Below are 21,790 nucleotides of genomic sequence, written 5' to 3'. Positions count from 1 at the left end.
ATTCTTATTTGATTTTAAAACGCAATCCTGCATAATACATTTGACCAAAAATTGGCGCATACGCAATAGACGCATCAAAATTAGGTCCAAAAGGATTATCTGCGCCTAAAATTGCTTTTTCTTGTTTATAGTTTCCTATATTTTCTCCTCCGATATACACTTCAAAAACAGAAGAAAAAACACGCGTTACTTGTGCATTCATAACTGCATAAGCTGGCGAAAAATCAGGAAATTGATCTTGCGTTGGATTTGAGGCTGTATAAGGCAATTGCTGTTTTCCTGACCAATTATAGGTAAAATCAAACCTCCATTGTCTATCATCATTTAGAGTAGTTTCATACTCTAAATTCCCTAAAAAACGGTGTTTTGCCTGCAACGGACGCTGAAACGAACCTCTTAAATAATCTGTTTGAATGTCATAATATTTATAGGCTGTTCTTAAATTCAAATTATGAATCAACTCATAATTAAATTCAACTTGCAGACTGTTTGCAAACGAACTTCCTTTTAAATCATAAAATAAAACTTGTTGCGGACTTTGCATTACATCTACGATTGCTTGATTCTGAAAATCTGTTCGGTACAAATCAAAACCTGCATCAGCGTTTCTGTTAAAAATTCGAAATTTCTGAGAAAAACTCACACCATAATTCCAAGCAATTTCTGGATTTAAACCGTAAACTTTTCCGTTAGAATCTAAAATTGAAAACGTTCTTGAACTAGCAAAAAGCTGTTGGTTTTCTGCGAAAATATTTGCAGAACGTTTTCCTCTACCTGCTGAAAAACGAACAACACCATTTTTCCAAGGATTGTATCTCATGTGCAATCTCGGAGTAACAAAAAGTCCTAATCTATTGTGATTATCTACTCTTCCGCCTAAAATTAAACTAAAATTATCTGTATTATCGTAAGTATATTCGAAGAAAGCTCCAACCGAATTATCGATTCGGCTTACGTCTGTTAAGTTTACAAATTCTTGATATTGATCGTAACTAAAATTCAATCCGGCAGTAAACTTATGCATCGTATTGTTTATAATCGAGTTGAAAATCAAATTAGAATAAAAGCTATTTTGTTTGATATCGTATTGATTTAAACCGAAATAAGAATTTTGTTTATGACTATTAAAAGCATTTTGAAAACCAATGCTTTGATATGGCATATCTTTAAATACATATCCAATTTTAGTAGAAACATCAAAACGTTCTGTATTGATTTCTGAACCCCAATAATTTGTTGTTCCGCGATCACGATCTTTATCAAAATCAAGTTCTCCAGTTTGTTTTTTATCATTCATATATCTGAAATTGATAAAACTTACCAAACCGCTTTCTGGATTGTAATATTGGTAACGATTTAAAACATTGATTTGCTTTCCTAGCGGATTATCTAAAAATCCATCATTGTTCATGTCGTTTTTTGCCACACGTGTATTTCCGTGAACAAATAAACTTGTTGCCCATTTATCAGATAACTTTTTATTGAAATGGGTATTTAATTCAAATCTAGAATCGGTTGATCCGTAAGCATTCAGAAAGAATGGAATATCACTCAAAGGTTTTAAAAGTTCTGTATTAATTTGACCAGAAATGCTTTCGTATCCATTAATTACACTTCCCGCACCTTTTGTAATCTGAACACTTTCAATCCAAGTTCCAGGCGTAAAAGACAAACCATAAGCTTGAGAAGCTCCACGAACAGAAGGAATATTTTCTTCTGTAATCATTAAATAAGGACTTGTCAAACCAAGCATTTTTATTTGTTTGGTTCCCGTTAAGGCATCCGAAAAATTGACATCAATTGATGGATTGGTTTCGAAACTTTCGGCAAGATTACAACAAGCTGCTTTTAGCAATTCTTTGCTTGTAATTAAAGATGTATTGGCGGTTACTGTAAAGGATTTTTTAATCCCTTTTTGCTTTTTATTGATTTTTACTTCTTCTAAATCTTCTTGTGAAAACATAGAAACAGAAAGCAAAAACGCTGCAAAAAGCATTATTTTTTTTTGCATAAAAAATGATTTTAATGTTGAAATAGAATTACATTCTTGACGTTCTTTCGAAAGAAAAAACAATCAAAATGTATATGCAAAGTCTTAACTAAGACTTGCATAGCATCTTAACATTAAAATCAGGAATAGAAAATATACTGATTGTATAATTTGAATAAGGGTGGCGCATTTGCATCAGAATAATACGAAAGGACTTCTTTCTTTTTAAAATTAGAAAGCGCTAAAAAAGTTAAAGGCTTGTATTCTTGCAGTACAGCAGGAAAATCAAATTGAAAGAAGAAAAACTTAAGCGTTGCGTTATCCGACTTTTTCTCAATCTGAACGTGTTTGTCTTTACAGCAAGAGTTCTTTTTTTCTTTAGAACCGCAACATTTTTTTTCAACTACAGGTTTTGAAGCTGTATTTAAAGATATAGATGCAATTTTTCCTCCACAGTAGTGCACATCAAGAGCAAACCCAATATTGGAAACCAATAAAAGGAGCGCTAAAAATAGACCTGTACACTTTTTAATATTCATACCGCAAAATTATTCAAAAAGGATTTATAAAAAAACTTAAACAAATGTTATTTTTTGGAATTTTGAAGTTGATAATAAAATCCAGGGATAAATAGCAAAACTAAGATAGGCTGAATTATAAATCGTCGAACGTAAAAAAGAAGCCAGCTTGCTTTTGGAAAAAAGTCTAAAACAATAAAAAATGACGTTAAAAGAACTACCAAAAACAAGGCATATAAAATTGCACTAAACTTGAAAATATCTCGGTTTTGAAACAGAACATAAATCAAAGTTAATGACAAAGCTGAATTCAGTATAAATCTAAAAAACAGACTATAAAAAAGCTTTAATTTATCAACTTGAGGATACGGCAAATTCTTAAAGTCATTCTGAAAATAATTTATAAACGGATCATAAAACAATTGCAACTCAAACATTCTTACCAATGCCAAACTAAGCACAATAAGTACTGCGCCAATTAATTTAAATTTATTTTCTAATAATTTATTTAGCATATTTTGAAAATCTATTGATCCAAAAAATCCATAAAAGAAACACATATCCATAAATAATTAATGGAAATATAATATCATGAATTAATTTGTTGTTTTCTGGAAATTTATACAAAAGTACTACCAACAGTGCAATACGCAGTACATTTAAAATATAAATAGATACAATTCCAAATAAAATAAATAAAGCTGTTTTTTTGAATTTTCCAGAAAAAGCTGCGACGAAAGAAACAAATAAAATCATTACACTTACAGCATTGCATCCTTCAATTATTCTTGCCAGAAACAAATTATTAAGGATAATTTCTAACCACGGATTTTGAGAGCTTTTTTGAACAATGACATTATAATCAAAAAATCTCAACAATGCTTCGATGTTTTTACCAACAAATATGGAAATGTCATCAAGATCGTTGACTTGATAACTATTTAAGTAGAATTTATAAAGTATTGTCAAGATTATATAAGTCAAGAAAAAGATGCTTACAAAAATCAGGAAAGGCTTAAATTGAACTAAATATTTTTTCAAGAGATTTTTTTTTCAAATTTATGTATTTTTTGAGTTTAGCTTTAAATACTTTTGTATAAAATTTTACATTATGACATTTCAAGAATTACAACCAAAGATAAGCAGTATTATTGCTGACAATGAAAAAAATAGAGACGAAAAATTACTAGCAATCTGCCAACTTCTTAATGAAAATGTCGATTACTACAACTGGGTTGGTTTTTACTTTGCCAATCACGACGCTAAAACATTGCATCTTGGCCCTTATGTTGGAGCAGAAACAGATCATACCGTTATTCCGTTTGGAAAAGGAATTTGCGGACAAGTAGCCGAAAGCAATGCTAATTTTGTTGTACCAGATGTTAAAGCGCAAGACAATTATATTGCCTGCAGTTTGACCGTAAAATCTGAAATTGTAGTCCCACTTTTTGTAAATGGAGTAAATATTGGTCAGATTGATATTGACAGTCATGTTATAGATCCGTTTACAGAAGCTGACGAAAGATTTTTAGAATTTGTGAATCAAGAAGTTGCTAAATTATTCTAGAAAAATTATCTTTAAGAATAAAAAATAGAACTGAATGAAAGGAAACAGCTTACTCTTTTTGCTTCTGATTATTTCAGTTCAACTTTCTGCGCAAATTAACATGGTGTCTAAAAAAATCTTTTTAGACTCGTTAAATCAAGAATGCAAACCCGAAAATCATATTTACACGAGAGTTATTACTAATTATTCTCAAAAAAGTGTCCGTTATGTTGTAACAGATTATTACAAAAACGGAAGAAAGAAAATGACAGGATCTACTCTAGATCGTGATGTTTTGAAAAAAGACGGAGAATTTATTTATTATTTCAAAAACGGCGCAAAAGAATCGGTTGTAAACTATTCTGATGATCACAAAAATGGTAAAGAAATTAATTGGTACGAAAATCAAAATAAGAAGTCGGAGAAACAGAATTTATGGGATTCTAAAACAAAAAAATCTCAAACTTTGATTCTTAATTGTTGGGAAACAGATAAAACACAAACCGTAACCGACGGAAATGGAGAATATAAAGAAACGGAAGGTTTTGTAACTCAAAAAGGCGAAATAAAAAATGGCTTAAAACAAGGCGTTTGGCAAGGAAATGATTTGTCCAAAAACATTTCGTTTACCGACAATTATGACAAAGGTGTATTAATTTCGGGATTTAGCATCGATGCAAACAATATTAAGACTTCTTATTCTTCGTTAGCAGAGAAACAAACTGGGAGAAAAGTTTTAAAATCAAAATAATTTTATTGATATAGTAATCTACAAAACACTATTTTTACTACAAAAACATCAATGAGAAAAACCATTTATTTACTGCTAGCATTACTTCCAGCATTCGTTTTTTCACAAAACACATCAGACAAAATCATTTATTTTGATTCTATTGGAAAAGATGCTTCAAAAGAAAATTATGTCTTTTACAGAATTATAAAAGATTTTAACAAAGAGAAAGACTATTATCAAGTTAAAGATTATTACAAATCTGGCGTTTTAAAAATGGAAGGGAATTCCAAAACTAAAAATGGGTTATCTAAAGATGGTGAATATGTTTATTATTTTGAAAACGGCAAAAAGAAAAAAACTGAAAATTATATTAAAGCACGATTAAATGGAGATTTCTCTGAATGGTACGAAAGCGGTAATCCTAAATTAAAAGGAGAATACGTAGATTCTCAATCAGGAATTGATTCTGATGTGAAAATTTATGATTTTTGGAATTCTAAAAATGAACATATTGTTGTAAACGGGAATGGCTGGTATGAAGATGAAGGAGAAAATTTTCTAGCTCAGGGAAATGTAAAGAATGGATTTAAAGATGGTGAATGGAAAGGCTTCTTTAAAGATTCAAAATATCAATACATAGATATTTATAAAGAAGGAAAGTTCATCTCTGGAAAAAGCAAAAACTCTGAAGGTGTAGTAACAGAATATACTCAACTAGAATCAAGACCATTGCCCAAAAAAGGAATAAACGATTTCTACCAATTTATTGGAACTAACTTTGTTATACCAAAAGAAGCTGTAAAAAATAAAATATCTGGAAAACTAATAATTCAATTTATAATTGAAAAAGACGGCAAAATAACAGAGCCTAAAATACTCAAATCTTTAGGATATGGTCTAGACGAAGAAGCTGTTAGAGTTATTACTAGCTATGAAAACTGGATTCCCGGAAAACAAAGAGGCGTACCTGTTCGCGTACAATATTCTGTACCGCTGACAATATAAAATTAGTTGAACTATAAGACGGTAGATTACTCAAAAAACAAAAATCGATATTCTATTTTAAGATTCTTTTATTTTTGTTTGATTTTTTTGTTTTTTTAATCTAATTTTGCACCCGTCTTACAAAAGTTGTATTGACATACATAAAAATCATTTAAAATAATATTGGAATGTATTTAAGCAAAGAAAAGAAAGAAGAGATTTTCGCACAACACGGTGGTGCAACAAACACTGGAAGCGCAGAAGGTCAAATTGCATTGTTCACTTATAGAATTTCTCACTTAACTGAACACTTGAAAAAAAATCGTCACGATTACAACACTGAGCGTTCTCTTGTACTATTAGTAGGTAAAAGAAGAGCGTTACTTGATTACTTGAAAAAGAAAGAGATCAACAGATATCGTGAGATTATCAAAGTATTGAATATCAGAAAATAATCAATATAGAAAAGAGGTGCGAAAGTGCCTCTTTTTGTTTTTACAATTACAACTATTTACAAGCATATTACAAGAAAAAAAGTTTGGTTTTTCATTGGGTTTTAGATAACAATAACTACACACACAACAACTACAACACAACTAAAACCCATTGTATAATCAAAAAGGAAAAAATTTATGATTCCACAATTATTTGTAGAAAAAATCGATTTAGGTGATGGAAGAAGCATCACAATCGAGACAGGTCGTTTAGCAAAACAAGCAGATGGTTCTGTAGTAGTTAGAATGGGCGACACAATGATTCTTGCAACAGCAGTTTCAGCTCGCACATCAAACCCAGGGGTTGACTTTTTACCGTTAACGGTAGATTACCGTGAAAAATTTGCAGCAGCAGGTCGTTTTCCTGGAGGTTTCTTCAAGAGAGAAGCTCGTCCAAGCGACAGCGAAGTATTGACAATGAGATTAGTTGACCGTGTATTGCGTCCGCTTTTCCCAGACGATTACCATGCTGAAACACAAGTTATGATTCAATTAATGTCTCATGACGAAACTGTTATGCCAGATGCATTAGCTGGTTTAGCAGCGTCTGCAGCTTTAGCAGTTTCAGATATTCCATTTTACAACTTAATTTCGGAAGTACGTGTTGCACGTATCGACGGAAAATTAGTGATCAACCCAAGCAGAGAAGAATTAGAAAAATCTGATATCGACATGATGATTGGAGCTTCTATGGATTCTGTTGCCATGGTTGAAGGTGAGATGAAAGAAATCTCAGAAGCTGAAATGATCGAAGCCATTAAATTTGCTCACGAGGCTATCAAAGTTCAAATTCAGGCTCAATATCGTTTACAGGAAGCTTTTGGTAAAAAAGAAATCCGTACTTACGAAGGAGAGAAAGAAAACGAAGAAATCTACAAAAAAGTAAAAGAAGCAGCTTACGATAAAATCTATGCTGTTGCAAAAGTTGGTTCAGCTAAACACGAAAGAGGTGCTGCATTTGCTGAAATAAAAGAAGAAGTTAAAGCTTTATTTACTGAAGAAGAATTAGCTGCTGACGGAGATTTAGTTTCTAAATATTTCTACAAAACAAACAAAGAAGCTGTTCGTAATGTAGTCTTAGAATTAGGTGTTCGTTTAGATGGTAGAAAAACAACAGATATCAGACCAATCTGGTGTGAAATTGATTATTTACCAAGAGTTCACGGTTCTTCTTTATTTACACGTGGAGAAACTCAAGCTTTGGCAACTGTAACTTTAGGAACTTCTAGAGAAGCAAACCAAATCGATTCTCCATCAGAGCAAGGTGAAGAGAAATTCTACTTACACTATAACTTCCCTCCTTTCTCAACTGGTGAAGCAAAACCATTAAGAGGAACTTCAAGAAGAGAAGTTGGTCACGGTAACTTGGCTCAAAGAGCTTTAAAAAATATGATTCCTGCTGATTGTCCTTATACAATTCGTGTTGTTTCTGAGGTTTTAGAATCTAACGGTTCTTCTTCTATGGCAACAGTTTGTGCTGGAACAATGGCTTTGATGGACGCTGGAGTTCAAATGGTAAAACCAGTTTCTGGGATTGCTATGGGATTGATTACTGACGGAGAGAAATTTGCTGTATTGTCTGATATCTTAGGAGATGAAGATCACTTAGGAGACATGGACTTTAAAGTAACTGGAACTGCTGACGGTATCACAGCTTGTCAAATGGATATTAAGATTGATGGTTTACGTTATGATATTATGGAGCAAGCTTTATCTCAAGCTCGCGACGGACGTTTGCATATTTTAGGAAAATTAACTGAAACAATCGCTACTCCAAGAGCTGACGTAAAAGCTCATGCACCAAAAATCATTACTAGAACTATTCCTGGAAACTTTATTGGAGCGTTAATTGGACCTGGCGGAAAAGTAATTCAAGAATTACAAAAAGCTACAGGAACAACTATCGTAATCAACGAAGTAGACGAACAAGGAGTTGTTGAAATCTTAGGAACTGACCCAGAAGGCATCAAAACTGTATTAGCTAAAATTGACGCTTTAACTTTCAAACCTCAAATGGGAGAAGCTTACGAAGTTAAAGTAATCAAAATGCTAGATTTTGGAGCTGTTGTAGAATATACTGCAGCGCCAGGAAACGAAGTATTGCTTCACGTATCTGAATTGGCTTGGGAACGTACTGAAAACGTTGCTGATGTAGTTAAAATGGGAGATGTTTTCCAAGTGAAATACTTAGGAGTTGACCCTAAAACTAAAAAAGAAAAAGTGTCTAAAAAAGCGCTTGTTCCAAGACCTCCACGTGAGGAGAAAAAAGAGTAATCAGATCTTAGTTTACTAAAGGTTTATTCATAGAAAACCCCAATTCATTTAGTTGAATTGGGGTTTTTAAGTATCTATTATTACTGATAAACAATTCCAAATATTTGATTGGTTGCACAAAAGCAACTTCAGCATAAACTCTTTAATAATCATCATATGAATTTTGAGATTGTTTTTGAGAAATGTAAATTCTGAAAAAACAAGATTAAGCAGTAATAAAAATCAATTCTTAATTTGATCTTTTATTTTAGAAAGAAATGCACTAAGCCCAGAAACGTTTAAATTTTCAAAATTTTGGAAATCCCTTTTTATTTCTTCAAAATTTTAAAATCAAACTATCCGTTTTTTATACTAAAAATACATATTTTATTACATTTTAACACTATTAAGTTATATTACTTACATTTTTTATCTATTTTTGGAAACAACCAAAACCAAAAACTATAAAAACCTTAATCTGTTGAAGAATTTACAAAAAAAATCCTTATTCATTCTAATAATTGGATTATTACTAAACAATCACTGCATTCAGAGTCAAAATTCTAAAGAAAAAGAGATCTATAAATGGCTAGATAAAAATTTAGGCATTGAATCTCTAGATATCAAAAATGGCCCAGCTCATTTTAATTATGACAAAACCGTAAACAATCAAAACAGGTATTATCAAGCAGATAATTTTACAAAAGGAAATATCTGTTATAATAATCAAAATTATTTCGATTTACTTCTCAAATATGACATCTACAGAGATGAACTAATTTTAAATCCTTATATTGAGGATAATAACACTAGAATAAATCTAGTAAAAGAGCATGTTAACAGTTTTACAATAAATGATGAAAAATTTGTAAATCTGAAAAATCTTCCTTCTGTTTTCAAAGGTGGCTTTTACCAAGAAACAGTCATTAACAACACCACTACTCTTTATATAAAATATTTAAAGGAGAAAAATAAACTTAATAACGTTGAAATTAATCAGATAGAATATATTCCTGCCAACGAGTTTATTCTTCTTAAGGAAAACAAATTAAATCTTATCAAAGATAAAAAGGCAATTATTAGCTTATTCCCAGACAGAAAAAGAAAAATAAACGATTATTATTTGATGAATAGTAAGATAAGAAAAGAAAATCTGCCACTATTTATAAAAAACTTAATGATTTACATTAATAATTAAAGCTTGAAAATTACGCAATGAGAATATTTACAATCCTTTTACTTTTTTTTGGTTTTAATTTTTTAGTGCATTCACAAAATCAGCAAAATACAGTAAGCATAAAATTCAGTAACATCAACAGAATTGAAGCTTTAAAACAAATTGAAGCTGCTAGCCATTATAAATTTTACTTTCAAGAAGAATGGTTCGACCAGAATGTTTTAATTTCAGGCGACTACCAAAATAAGCCTGTTCAGGATGTTTTGACTAAGGTTTTACAAGACACCGATTTGAATTTTTTTATGGATAAAAACAAAATTATCCTTACCAAAAACAGTATTATTTACAGCAAATTGAATACTACTAAAAATTCAAATGCACCGATATTTTTCCAACAATATGACTCGGTTCAGAAAAATCAAAAAATGGTTTCTGCTCCTGTTGAATTGATCGGAAAAGAAACAACAGATTCAGAAACAGACTCAAATTCAGACATATACATCCTTTCGGGACATATTACAGATTTGAAAGATCAAAAACCTCTTTCAGACATAAATGTAAGGGTAAAAAACACTTCCATAAGCACAGTTACTAATGCCGAAGGTTTTTATACCTTGAAAATTCCGACAGGCTTAAGCACTATTGAAGTTGGATCGGTGCTATACAATACAGCATCTCGAAAAATCATGATTTACAGTAACGGAACATTAGATTTTACGATTATTGAAAAAATCAATCAGCTTGATGAAGTTTTGGTAAAAAGTAAAAATAGCCAAAACGTAAGAACTGCCATAACGGGAGTTACTACTATTGAAGCAGAAGGAGTTAAAACGGTTCCGTTGGTTTTAGGAGAAAGAGATGTCCTAAAAATTGCACTTACTATTCCTGGGGTCAAATCTACCGGCGAAGGCTCGTCTGGATTTAATGTTCGTGGAGGTAAAGAAGATCAGAATTTAATGTTACTAGATAACGGAACTATTTACAATCCTTCGCATCTTTTTGGTTTTTTCAGTGCTATAAACCCTTACACAATTAACAGAGTTGATATTTACAAAGGAGGAATTCCACCTCAATATGGAGGAAGATTATCTTCTGTATTTGATATTATCTCAAAAAATGGTAATACAGAGAAATTTTCAGGTGAAGGAGGTATCGGACCTGTTACAAGCAACCTGACAGCTTCTATTCCTATTGTAAAAGAAAAAGCCAGCTTAATGGTTGCAGGAAGAGCAACTTATTCTGACTGGATTCTTAAATCTCTAGAGGATGAAAATTTAAAAAATAGTAAAGCTTCATTTTATGATTTGTATGCAAAATATACACATAAAATAAACAAAAATAATTCGGTAGAAGGTTCTGGTTATTTCAGTAAAGACAAATACAATATTACACCAGATTCTTTATACACGTATAGCAACAGAATGGTTTCTTTGAAATGGAAACACACTTTTAATGAAAAAAATAACAGCGAGCTGAATTTTACCAATAGTGAATATAAATATAGTATTGACTACAGTGCAATCAATCCAGAATCTTTTATTTTAAAATATAAAATAAACGAAACACAAGGGAATTTAAAATTCAATACTGAATTCAACAGCAACCATAAATTCACTTACGGAATAGCAAGCAAACTATATAAGATAAATCCGGGACAATTAACACCGAACGGAGATAATTCACTAGTTAATCCTATTGATATAGAACATGAAAAAGGTTTAGAATCGGCTGTATATTTCTCAGATAAATTTAAGATTTCCGAAAAATTACTTCTTGATTTAGGAGCTCGTTATTCTCTTTTTGCTGCACTTGGACCATCAACTCAAAAAGTATATCAGGACGGTGTTCCGAAGACACAATCAACTGTAATTGAAGAAAAAACATACGGAAACAATGAAGTAATTAAAACTTTTGGAGGATTTGAACCAAGAATTGGTCTTCGATATATTATTGACGAAAGCCTTTATTTAAAAGCAGGTTTTGACCAAAATTATCAGTACATACATCTTCTTACCAATAACACAACACAATCTCCAACTGATACTTGGAAATTATCCGACTTAAATGTTAAACCTCAAAGCGGGCGACAATACTCTGTAGGATTGTTTAAAAATCTTGACTATAAAGATTTAGAAGTCAGTCTTGAAGGCTATTACAAAACATCTAAAAATGTATTAGATTATAAAACAGGTTCTCAAATACTTTTAAACCAAGATTTAGAAACTGAATTACTTCAAGGCGATGGAAAAGCTTACGGAATTGAACTTTTAATAAGAAAATCAATTGGAAGACTTAACGGATGGATTGGTTATACTTATTCTAGAACCTTCATAAAACTTGACAGTCAGTTTAATGATGAAAAGGTAAACAACGGAAAATTTTTCCCTACCAATTTTGATAAACCTCATGATCTAAGCATAGTCATGAATTACAAAATTACGCATCGATACAGTTTTTCATCTAACTTTGTATATCAGACAGGAAGACCTATCACTTATCCTATTGGAAAATATTACTATAATGGAGCCGAATATACTCTTTATAGCGACCGTAATCAATTTAGAATACCAGATTATTACAGATTAGATGTTGGATTAAACATTGAAGGAAATCATAAAATAAAAAAATTAGCCCATAGTTTTTGGAATATTTCCGTTTATAATCTTTTAGGAAGAAATAATCCATATTCAATCTTTTTTGTAACAAACAATGGCGAAATCAAAGCATACAAAACTTCCATTTTTGCTGTGCCAATACCAACAATTACTTACAATTTTAAATTCTAAATAGTTATGAAAAAAATCATACTCTTAAGATTCCTTATAACATTAACACTAGCTTCTATTTTTGGATGCACTACACCATATGCTTACCAAGCAAATGAATTTGAAGACTTAGTGGTAATTGAAGCAAATATTACTAACGAATTAAAAAATCAACAAATTAAAATTTCAAGAACTTACACTTTAGAAGAAAGTGCTCCAAGATTTGAAAGTCAAGCGGAAGTTTATATTACAGACGATATTGGAAACAAATACGATTTTCAAGAAAACAATCAAACCTACACTTCTATCAATCAATTTCAGGCAACTGCAGACAGAAGTTACCAGCTACATGTTCGCACTAAAGACGGCCACTCTTATATTTCAACTACCGAAAAAATGCCGACACAAACGGAAATTGAAAACCTGCAAGCCACTGCGGTTACCAAAAATGGTGAGTTAGGCGTAGAAATTACGGTAAATAGCACAGATCCTACAAACTCTTCTAAATATTACAGATATGAATATGAGGAAACTTACAAAGTAATTGCTCCATATTGGTACGCAAAAAAAGCAGTAGTTGTAAATGGTGCAATTGAATTGGTTGACCGTGTAGAAGAAGCGAGAGTATGTTATCTAAACCAATCTTCAAAAGAACTACTACTTACCAACACCAGTAAATTGAGTGAAGATAAAGTTGTTAATTTTCCCGTTCGTTTTATAGATTCAAAAGATGTAATAATCAGAAACAGATATAGTATTTTAGTAAAACAATATGTTCAAAATTTGGCTGCTCAAACTTTTTATGAAACATTAAATGAAATATCCAATTCAGGAAGCATACTTTCTCAGACTCAGCCAGGCTTTTTTTACGGAAATCTGACCTCAGTAGACAATCCGAATGAAAAAGTAATTGGTTTTTTTAATGTTTCTTCTGTTTCCACAAAAAGATTGTTTTTCAACTTTAAGGATATACTCCCAGGAAAAGAACAACCCGAATATCAATACAATTGTCCGGCTGTGATCCCAGAAGAAGAAGCCTACAGATACATCTTCGATTTGACATCAAGTACGGCAATAGAATTGGTTCGATCAGGAACTAAATCTTACTACCCTACTCAAGACACACCAATTATCTTATATGATATTCAATGTGGCGACTGTACCTCTTTTGCATCAAACATAAAACCTTCATTTTGGATAGATTAAAACACATCGTATTTTCAGCTTTATTAATAAGTTCTGGACAGATTTTAACTGCCCAAAATCTTAATTCGCCAACGGAACTGAATAGAATCGACAAAACCTTAAATGAGTCCATTTATATCAGCGCCAATACCAGTTCTTATTTAACTGGAGAAACTTTATTGTATAAAGTCTTCTGTATAGACAACACTACTCAAAGCACAAAAACGCAAAGCAAAACTGCTTATATAGAATTAGTAGACAGCAACAAAAAAAGTGTTTTTAGACATAAAATATTCCTTAAAGATGGAACAGGAAATGGAGATTTCTTTTTGCCAACAACTCTTGAATCTGGCAATTATAAATTAATTGGATACACGAAATGGATGTTGAATAAAGATGCTGAAAATTTTTTCAATATCGATCTTTATATCTTAAATCCATATAAAGAAATTCCTAATCAACCAGCCGTACAAACTGAAAACTCTGCCACCTCTACTGTAGCCAACAATTTTATTTCTTTTGATTTAAAAAATAAAACATACAATAGTCGCCAAGAAGTTCCTCTTACCATAAAAACTGAATCTGAAGATTTCTTAAACGGAAAATACAGTCTTTCTATAAGAAAAACAGATGGTTTTGTTAGTCAAAACAAAAACGGATTTGACCAAACAAAAGATAGCAGAAAAGATATTGTAGCTGCTCCACTTAAAAATAACGTTTTGATATTGCCAGAATTAAGAGGCGAGCTGATTACAGGAAAAATAACCTCTTCTTCTGCCGATATTAAAAATAAAAAAATAGCACTTTCTATTGTTGATAAAAATTCTGAATTAAGATTTACAAAAACAGATGATCAGGGAAGATTTATTTTTAACCTTGATAAATCAAACTCAAGCACAAACATTATTGTTCAGGTGATTGAAGAAAACAAAAATGAATATACAATTGAAGTAGACAAAGATATTACGGCAGATTTTTCGAAACTGGAATTTACAAATCTTCAATTCAACTTAGATTCTAAAAATAACATTAGCGAAAGAATGGTTTCAAGCCAGATCGAAAATGCCTATTATAATGTCAAAAAAGACAGTATTGTAAATCTAAAAGACAGTGTTCCTTTTTTTGGAAGTTTATCTACCGAATATATTTTAGACGATTATACCAGATTTAAAACAATGGAAGAAACCATTACAGAAATTGTAAAGGGGGTTTATTTTACAAAAACTAAAAATAATTATTCGATTCATGTTCCTGATAATGATGCGAATTATGAATCTACATTGCCAGTACTTGTTACTGTTGACGGACTTGTAATTGAGGATTTAAATGAGCTTTTTGCCTACAATCCGAAAAAAATTGAAAAGGTAAACGTCGTTAGCGGTCTTTATTATTATGGAGCGAATTCATTTAACGGACTTCTGACTTATACTACTAAAGAAGGAAATTATGACACCAAACTAAAAGGCCGTTTTATTACCAGACCACAATTGTTAAGACCAGAAATTAAAAAAGAATATTTTCGCCCTGATTACATTAAAGAAAAAAATGACAGAATTCCTGATTACAGGCATCAGTTGTTGTGGAATCCGAATGTAAATCTTAAAGATCAAAAATTAAGCTTTTACACTTCAGATGTTTCTGGTAAGTTCGAAATTGTTCTTGAAGGATTTTCAGAAAGTGGCAAATCTGTTTTTATTAAAGAATTTATCACCATTACTGATAATGCTGTAAATTAATATTTTACAAAAAAAATCAATGTAAAATCCGGTACTTTTTGGTCGTATCGGATTTTTTTTAAAATATTTTTCAAATTAATTGTAACTTTTTTGACACTCCTTACGTATAACCATTTGTACACTTTAAAAAAATAGGGAGACAACAACATGAGACAACTTAAAATCACCAAGCAGGTAACTAATCGTGAAACTGCATCGTTAGATAAATATCTACAAGAAATTGGAAAAGTTGACCTAATTACCGCTGATGAAGAGGTAGAATTAGCACAAAGAATAAAGGCTGGTGATCAAAGAGCTTTAGAAAAACTAACAAAAGCCAACCTACGTTTCGTAGTATCTGTGGCTAAACAATATCAAAATCAAGGATTAACTCTTCCGGATTTAATTAATGAAGGAAACTTAGGTTTAATTAAAGCAGCTCAACGTTTTGATGAAACTCGTGGTTTCAAATTCATTTCTTACGCTGTATGGTGGATTCGTCAATCGATTCTTCAAGCTCTAGCTGAACAATCTCGTATTGTACGTTTACCATTAAACAAAATTGGTTCTATCAATAAAATCAACAAAATGTACGCTTTATTAGAGCAATCTAACGAGCGTCCACCTTCTGCTGAGGAAATTGCAAAAGAACTTGACATGACTGTAAACGACGTAAAAGAGTCTATGAAAAACTCTGGACGTCACCTATCTATGGATGCTCCTCTTGTTGAAGGAGAAGATTCTAACCTTTATGACGTATTACGTTCTGGAGAATCTCCAAATCCTGATAGAGAATTAATTCACGAATCTCTTCGTACTGAGATCGAACGTTCTTTAGAAACATTAACGCCAAGAGAGGCAGATGTTGTACGTTTGTATTTTGGTCTTGGCGATCAGCACCCAATGACTCTTGAAGAAATTGGAGAAACTTTCGACTTAACTCGTGAGCGTGTTCGTCAAATTAAAGAAAAAGCAATCCGTAGATTGAAACACACTTCTAGAAGTAAAATCCTTAAAACTTATTTAGGATAAACAATATTTGTTTCAAGTTTAAAATTTCAGGTTGCTTTTCGTAACTTGAGACACAAACATGAAACCTTTGTAACGCAAACAACAGTTTGATTGACTGTTCGTTTTTTGATTGATGATTGAAACTCCGGCTGATTACCGGAGTTTTTTATTTTTATCTTTTTCTTTTTAACGCGAAGTGCACAAAGGTTTTTCGCAAAGTTCACGAAGATTTTATTTAAGCATATACAGTAAGACAAAGTTCTCAAAGCTTTGCGAACTTTGTTTTCTCAAATAATTTCAAAACAGAAACTTTGCGAACTTTGCGAAAAACCTTTGCGCTCTTTGCGGTTAAACTTTATCTTTACAATAAAAATAACACACAAGAAATACAATGAAAAATACATTTATAGCTCCTTCAGTTCTTGCAGCAGATTTTGCCAATTTACAACGTGATGTCGAAATGATTAATAGCAGTCAAGCTGATTGGTTTCATATCGATATTATGGACGGAGTTTTTGTACCTAACATTTCTTTTGGAATGCCAGTTTTAGAAGCAATTTCTAAACACGCAAAAAAATATATCGATGTACATTTAATGATTATCGATCCAGATCGCTACATTAAAACTTTTGCAGATTTAGGAGCAAATGGATTAACTGTACATTACGAAGCTTGCACACATCTTCACAGAACACTACAGGCGATTAAAGCAGAAGGAATGAAAGCTGGAGTAGCAATGAATCCGCATACAAATGTTGATTTATTAGAAGACGTTATAAACGATATTGATGTTGTTTGCATTATGAGCGTAAACCCAGGATTTGGCGGACAATCATTCATTGAAAACACTTATGATAAAGTCAAAAAACTAAAAGCTTTGATTACTCGTAAAAATGCATCAACTTTAATTGAAATTGACGGTGGTGTAACCAGCAAAAATGCTAAACAACTAGTAGAAGCTGGCGCAGATGTTTTAGTTGCTGGAAGCTTTGTTTTTAGAGCCGAAAATCCAACAGAAACTATTGCAGATTTAAAAGTCCTTACTACTTTTTAAGTTTTTAAGGTTCGGAAAGAAATCAATTCCAGTCATTTTTTCTAAAGTTTCAATCGGAACTACAAAATCATAAATAGATTTGTCGCTTTTTTCATTTGGAACTAAAAATGCAATCGCTTTATGTTCTTTACCCGATTTAGCTAAAACAATTTTATAGAAATATTTAGGAACAGCAACTTCTTCTGTTCCTATTTTTTTGTCTGAATCTTTTGCAATTCCGCCTGTTACAACGTAAATATCATTATATTTTCCAGCCCAATAACGAGTCTTCTGCTCTATTCTATTCCAGATTCCAGCATTAAATTCTTTTTTCTGCGGAGAAATATTCGACGTATAAAAAGTGTCATTGTAAGCCTCTCTGCTAAATTCCATATCTCCAGCAGGGCAAAGATGTCCCTTATCATAACCTGATTTTTTATAATTTCTCCAATCTGCAGAACCAGTTGTTACTTTTGGATCTTCAACAAAATAAGGTCTTTTAAAATCGTAGCTTTTCAAGTAACTCTTTTTCAACTCATAAGCCACCCATTCGGCCTGCTCAAACTTTTCATTGTAAGAAAGTGTATAATATTTATGCTTTACTATTTGCTTTGTTGTTGATGTTGGAAGATAAGCGACAGTATACAAAGAATCTTTACTAATGGAATTTTCTACGAAAGGAACAAGTGTGTTTTTGACTACACTTTCTTTTATTTCTGGATTTTCTTTGATTTCTACGTTTTCTTTTTTACAAGATAATAACGCAAAACCGATCAAAACTAAAGCTATACAACTTTTCATAGAATATTAATTAAGAGATAAACATACAAAAAAACGCTCCATAAATTAAAATTTATAGAGCGTTTTTAAACAAATTAAATTCTTTTTGAATTTAAGACTTCACTAGTTTATCCTTTTTCATTTTAGGAGAAACAACGTTATTTTTCACCAATCCTTTTGTTTGTAAATCATCCAAAACATTTAAAGCTTCTTCAACATAAACGTCTTTAGATAAAGCTTGATGCCAAGCATCTCTTTTTTCTTTTAAAGCTGCGTCATTAGCTGTTTCTGCGTCTTCATACGGAAGAGATTTAAAAACTAAGCTGTTTTTATAATCAGAAATTGGTTTATATTTTTTTCCTTCGTTTTCAACTTGCTCTTGAGTTTCTTTAAAACTCTTAATATTCAAGCTGTACGTGTTTTCTTTGTTCTTAACATCAATCCATTTTGCATTGTCTTCAATTAATTTGAATTGAGCATTTTGAGCAATTCTATTTTTACTGTTTAAAATCGCTTTATTGAAGTTTTCACTAGAAGTCCAAGTATTGTAGTCTGCTGGATCAATTTTATCCCAAGGCATTGCATTATCAATATCTCTTTCTCCCATTTTTAGGTAAGCATAACGATCTGGCATAACAACATCACTATGAACACCTTCTAATTGAGTTGAACCTCCATTAATTCTGTAGAATTTTTGACCTGTAATTTTCAAAGCTCCAAGATCTCCATAGTTTGCATTACGAACAAACTGATTTAAATCTAATACGTTTTGTACAGTTCCTTTACCGTAAGTTTGTTTACTTCCGATAATAATTCCACGTTTATAATCTTGAATTGCAGCAGCCAAAATCTCAGATGCCGAAGCAGAGAAACTGTTTACCATAATTACCAACGGACCATCCCATTCGATTTTTTTGTCTTTATCGTATAAAACTTCTTTCTTTTTACCTGCAGATTTTACCTGAACAATTGGCCCTTCTTCGATAAATAAACCAGCAATATCAACTACTGTAGAAAGAGATCCTCCACCGTCATCACGAACGTCTAAAACAATTCCGTTAACATTTTCCTTTTTCAATCTTTCTACTTCAAGCGCGATATCTTTTCCTGCATCACGTCCGTCTTTATTTTCAAAATCGATATAGAATTTCGGAAGATAAATTACACCATATTTTAAACCGTTTTTCTCAACAATACTAGATTTAGCGTATGTTTCTTCAATTTCTACAACATCACGAATGATTGAAATAACTTTGATAGAACCGTCAACTTTTTTAACTGTAAGTTTCACTTCAGTTCCTTTATGACCTTTAATTTTCTTTACAACATCATCCAAACGCATTCCAACAACGTCAACTGGCTCTTCGTTTCCTTGAGCAACTTTCAAGATTAAATCTCCAGCTTCTAGTTGTTTTCCTTTCCAAGCTGGACCTCCAGAAATTAATTCATCAATTTGAGTGAAATCATTTTTCTTAGTCAAACGAGCTCCGATTCCTTCCAATTTACCACTGATATTTACATCAAAACGATCTTTTTCTTCAGGAGCAAAATAGCTTGTATGTGGATCAAAACGAGCCATAATTGAATTCAAATACACTGAAAACCAATATTCTCTATTTAAATCTTTAATAACACTAAAGTTGTCATCTAAAGATTTTAAAGAACTTTCGCGTGTTTCTTTTTCTAAAGCATCAAAAGTTTTTTCCTTGTAAGAAGGATCTTTTTTCTTCTTTTCTTCTTCAATTTTTTGTTTCGTTACCAAAGAAGAAAGTGTAGACAATTTAATTTGTTTTCTCCATCTTTCATTGATTTCCGTTAAGTTTTTCGCATACGGAATGTTCTCATAATCAGCATTGAAAGTTTCATCAACATTGTAATTAAAAGGCTGAGCTAAAATTGTTTTATAACGTTTTTTGCTTTCTTCCATACGTTTCATCAATCTTGTATAAGTAAGGTTGAAGAACGTGATATCTTTATTCAAAAATTGATCATCAAGCATTAATTCATATTGCTTAAACTCATCAATATCAGACTGGAGGAAGAATCTTTTTGAAGGATCTAACGCATCAATATAATCTTTAAAAATACCTTTTGAAAATTCGTCATTTATTTCTGCTGGACTGTAATGTCCTTTTTCAATAACAAATGCTAATAATTCTAAAAGTGTTTTATCTCTGTTCGGATCCGGATCAATTGTCCTATCGGCATTCATCTTAAAAGCGAATAATGTCAGCGACAAGCACAACACGGCTATAATTATCTTATAATTTCTTTTCATAAACTTTATAATAGCATTCATCAATTTTTTAATCTAAGTTACGTTAAAAACTATGCCACGATAGCTAACGTCACGATAATTTTTTGTTAAAGATATAAAAATGTTTAATTCGCAAAAAAGTTCTTTAACTTAGTTGACAAATTTTACAATATTTGTGACTTATCTCGAAGAATCTGTCACTACATTTGTTTTTAAAATCTTACAATTGTTAAAATTACACATAATATTCATAAAATGAAAGCCGAAAAACCTCTAATCCTTGTCACGAATGACGACGGTATTTTAGCTCCTGGAATTAGAGCACTAATTAGTGTCATGGAAACAATCGGCGAAGTTATCGTCGTTGCTCCAGACAAACCCCAAAGCGCAATGGGGCATGCAATTACAATCAATAATACTTTATTTTTAGACAAAATTTCAAAAGAAAACGACAAAATTGCCGAATACAGCTGTTCTGGAACTCCTGTAGATTGTGTAAAATTGGCGGTAAATGAGATCTTAAAACGTAAACCCGATTTGTGTGTTTCGGGCATCAATCACGGCTCTAATTCTTCTATAAATGTAATTTATTCTGGAACAATGAGCGCCGCGGTAGAAGCAGGAATTGAAGGAATTCAATCGATTGGTTTTTCTTTATTAGATTTTGACTGGAATGCAGATTTTGAACAAATTAAATCTTTTGTAAAAAGAATTACTTTAGAAACTCTAGCTAATAAACTTCCGCCTGGAGTAGTTTTAAATGTCAATTTTCCAAAATTAAAAGAATCTGAAATAAAAGGAATTAAAGTTTGTCGTCAAGCGAAAGCATATTACGCTCAGAAATTTGACAAAAGACAAACTCCTTTTGGAAAAGATTATTATTGGCTTGCCGGAAAATTTGTCAATGAAGATAAAGGCGAAGATACGGACGAATGGGCATTAGAAAACGGCTATGTTTCAGTCGTTCCCGTTCAGTTTGACTTAACTGCACATCACTCCATTCAGCAACTTAACACTTGGAAATTAAATGATTAAAGAAATAGGAATCGGTTTTATAATCGGAATTTTTACGGCACTTTTAGGAAGTTATTTATTCATTACTTTTTTTACCAATTTTGATATTTCCTCTGGACTTCAAATTATAAAAGAACAGGGATATCTCGGAAAAATCATAACTTTAGGAACACTTTTAGATCTTGCCGTTTTTGCCATTTTATTAAAAAGAAATAAAGAATTTATGGCTCGAGGCGTAATTTTAGCCGTGATTGTACTGGCAATTTCTACATTAATTGTTTAAAACCTTATCTTTGCGAAGTTGCCGTTAATACGGAATTACAACTTTAGCACAT

19 protein-coding genes are annotated in these 21,790 nt (G+C 31.6%); 13 read left to right on the top strand and 6 right to left on the bottom strand.

Annotated elements, in window-relative coordinates; translation table 11 throughout:
• Positions 1-4: 4 nt before the first annotated feature.
• The 4 genes from NYQ10_RS06800 to xrtF all read right to left on the bottom strand — a co-directional run bounded on the left by NYQ10_RS06800 (position 5) and on the right by xrtF (position 3,549).
• Complete coding sequence (locus NYQ10_RS06800) at positions 5-2,011, bottom strand: TonB-dependent receptor plug domain-containing protein (RefSeq protein ID WP_289879459.1); 2,007 nt, start codon at positions 2,009-2,011, stop codon at positions 5-7.
• Positions 2,012-2,130: 119 nt separating this feature from the next.
• On the bottom strand, positions 2,131-2,529 hold the full coding sequence (locus tag NYQ10_RS06795; RefSeq protein ID WP_289879458.1) for an HYC_CC_PP family protein: 399 nt from the start codon (positions 2,527-2,529) through the stop codon (positions 2,131-2,133).
• Positions 2,530-2,576: 47 nt separating this feature from the next.
• Positions 2,577-3,023 (bottom strand): exosortase F system-associated membrane protein, encoded by a 447-nt coding sequence (locus tag NYQ10_RS06790; RefSeq protein ID WP_436836305.1) that lies wholly within the window; start codon positions 3,021-3,023, stop codon positions 2,577-2,579.
• Positions 3,013-3,549: an exosortase family protein XrtF gene (gene xrtF / locus NYQ10_RS06785; RefSeq protein WP_289879457.1), complete on the bottom strand. Its 537-nt coding sequence runs from the start codon at positions 3,547-3,549 to the stop codon at positions 3,013-3,015. The genes NYQ10_RS06790 and xrtF overlap by 11 nt, the downstream gene beginning before the upstream one ends.
• Before the next feature lie 70 nt (positions 3,550-3,619).
• Here xrtF and NYQ10_RS06780 point away from each other — a divergent pair, with 70 nt between their 5' ends.
• The 11 genes from NYQ10_RS06780 (at position 3,620) to rpe (ending at position 17,425) form a co-directional block, all read left to right on the top strand.
• Positions 3,620-4,075: a GAF domain-containing protein gene (locus tag NYQ10_RS06780; RefSeq protein ID WP_289879456.1), complete on the top strand. Its 456-nt coding sequence runs from the start codon at positions 3,620-3,622 to the stop codon at positions 4,073-4,075.
• A 34-nt stretch (positions 4,076-4,109) separates the two neighbouring features.
• Positions 4,110-4,805 (top strand): hypothetical protein, encoded by a 696-nt coding sequence (locus NYQ10_RS06775; RefSeq protein WP_289879455.1) that lies wholly within the window; start codon positions 4,110-4,112, stop codon positions 4,803-4,805.
• Positions 4,806-4,856: 51 nt separating this feature from the next.
• Positions 4,857-5,792: an energy transducer TonB gene (locus tag NYQ10_RS06770; RefSeq protein ID WP_289879454.1), complete on the top strand. Its 936-nt coding sequence runs from the start codon at positions 4,857-4,859 to the stop codon at positions 5,790-5,792.
• 167 nt (positions 5,793-5,959) lie between these two features.
• Positions 5,960-6,226 carry a 30S ribosomal protein S15 gene (gene rpsO / locus NYQ10_RS06765; RefSeq protein WP_099710550.1) on the top strand — a complete coding sequence of 89 codons (267 nt, stop codon included), beginning with the start codon at positions 5,960-5,962 and terminating at the stop codon, positions 6,224-6,226.
• Positions 6,227-6,403: 177 nt separating this feature from the next.
• A complete protein-coding gene (locus NYQ10_RS06760; RefSeq protein WP_289879453.1) occupies positions 6,404-8,539 on the top strand; it encodes a polyribonucleotide nucleotidyltransferase in 2,136 nt (711 codons plus the stop codon).
• Between the two features lie 460 nt (positions 8,540-8,999).
• The gene (locus tag NYQ10_RS06755) at positions 9,000-9,716 is read left to right on the top strand and encodes a hypothetical protein (protein WP_289879452.1); all 717 of its coding nucleotides are present in this window, start codon (positions 9,000-9,002) and stop codon (positions 9,714-9,716) included.
• Between the two features lie 17 nt (positions 9,717-9,733).
• Complete coding sequence (locus tag NYQ10_RS06750; RefSeq protein WP_289879451.1) at positions 9,734-12,481, top strand: TonB-dependent receptor; 2,748 nt, start codon at positions 9,734-9,736, stop codon at positions 12,479-12,481.
• A 6-nt stretch (positions 12,482-12,487) separates the two neighbouring features.
• Positions 12,488-13,666 carry a DUF4249 domain-containing protein gene (locus NYQ10_RS06745; protein WP_289879450.1) on the top strand — a complete coding sequence of 393 codons (1,179 nt, stop codon included), beginning with the start codon at positions 12,488-12,490 and terminating at the stop codon, positions 13,664-13,666.
• Positions 13,654-15,381 (top strand): hypothetical protein, encoded by a 1,728-nt coding sequence (locus NYQ10_RS06740; protein WP_289879449.1) that lies wholly within the window; start codon positions 13,654-13,656, stop codon positions 15,379-15,381. Before NYQ10_RS06745 ends, NYQ10_RS06740 begins: the two co-directional genes overlap by 13 nt.
• A 147-nt stretch (positions 15,382-15,528) precedes the next feature.
• Positions 15,529-16,392, top strand: coding sequence for a sigma-70 family RNA polymerase sigma factor (locus NYQ10_RS06735; RefSeq protein WP_007804760.1), 864 nt, complete (start codon positions 15,529-15,531; stop codon positions 16,390-16,392).
• Between the two features lie 370 nt (positions 16,393-16,762).
• Positions 16,763-17,425, top strand: a complete 663-nt coding sequence (gene rpe / locus NYQ10_RS06730) for a ribulose-phosphate 3-epimerase (protein ID WP_289879448.1) — start codon at positions 16,763-16,765, stop codon at positions 17,423-17,425.
• On the opposite strand, the gene NYQ10_RS06725 is transcribed toward rpe, so the two are convergent.
• The gene (locus NYQ10_RS06725) at positions 17,402-18,205 is read right to left on the bottom strand and encodes a DNA/RNA non-specific endonuclease (protein ID WP_289879447.1); all 804 of its coding nucleotides are present in this window, start codon (positions 18,203-18,205) and stop codon (positions 17,402-17,404) included. The genes rpe and NYQ10_RS06725 overlap by 24 nt on opposite strands.
• Positions 18,206-18,296: 91 nt before the next feature.
• Complete coding sequence (locus tag NYQ10_RS06720) at positions 18,297-20,483, bottom strand: carboxy terminal-processing peptidase (RefSeq protein ID WP_289879446.1); 2,187 nt, start codon at positions 20,481-20,483, stop codon at positions 18,297-18,299.
• Between the two features lie 213 nt (positions 20,484-20,696).
• On the opposite strand from NYQ10_RS06720, the gene surE reads away from it, so the two are divergent.
• On the top strand, positions 20,697-21,476 hold the full coding sequence (gene surE, locus NYQ10_RS06715; protein ID WP_289879445.1) for a 5'/3'-nucleotidase SurE: 780 nt from the start codon (positions 20,697-20,699) through the stop codon (positions 21,474-21,476).
• A complete protein-coding gene (locus NYQ10_RS06710) occupies positions 21,469-21,738 on the top strand; it encodes a hypothetical protein (protein WP_289879444.1) in 270 nt (89 codons plus the stop codon). Before surE ends, NYQ10_RS06710 begins: the two co-directional genes overlap by 8 nt.
• Positions 21,739-21,790 lie beyond the last annotated feature (52 nt).

It is taken from the genome of Flavobacterium johnsoniae (assembly GCF_030388325.1).
Taxonomy (GTDB): Bacteria; Bacteroidota; Bacteroidia; order Flavobacteriales; family Flavobacteriaceae; genus Flavobacterium; species Flavobacterium johnsoniae_C.
This window is presented reverse-complemented; position numbering and strand designations above follow the sequence as displayed.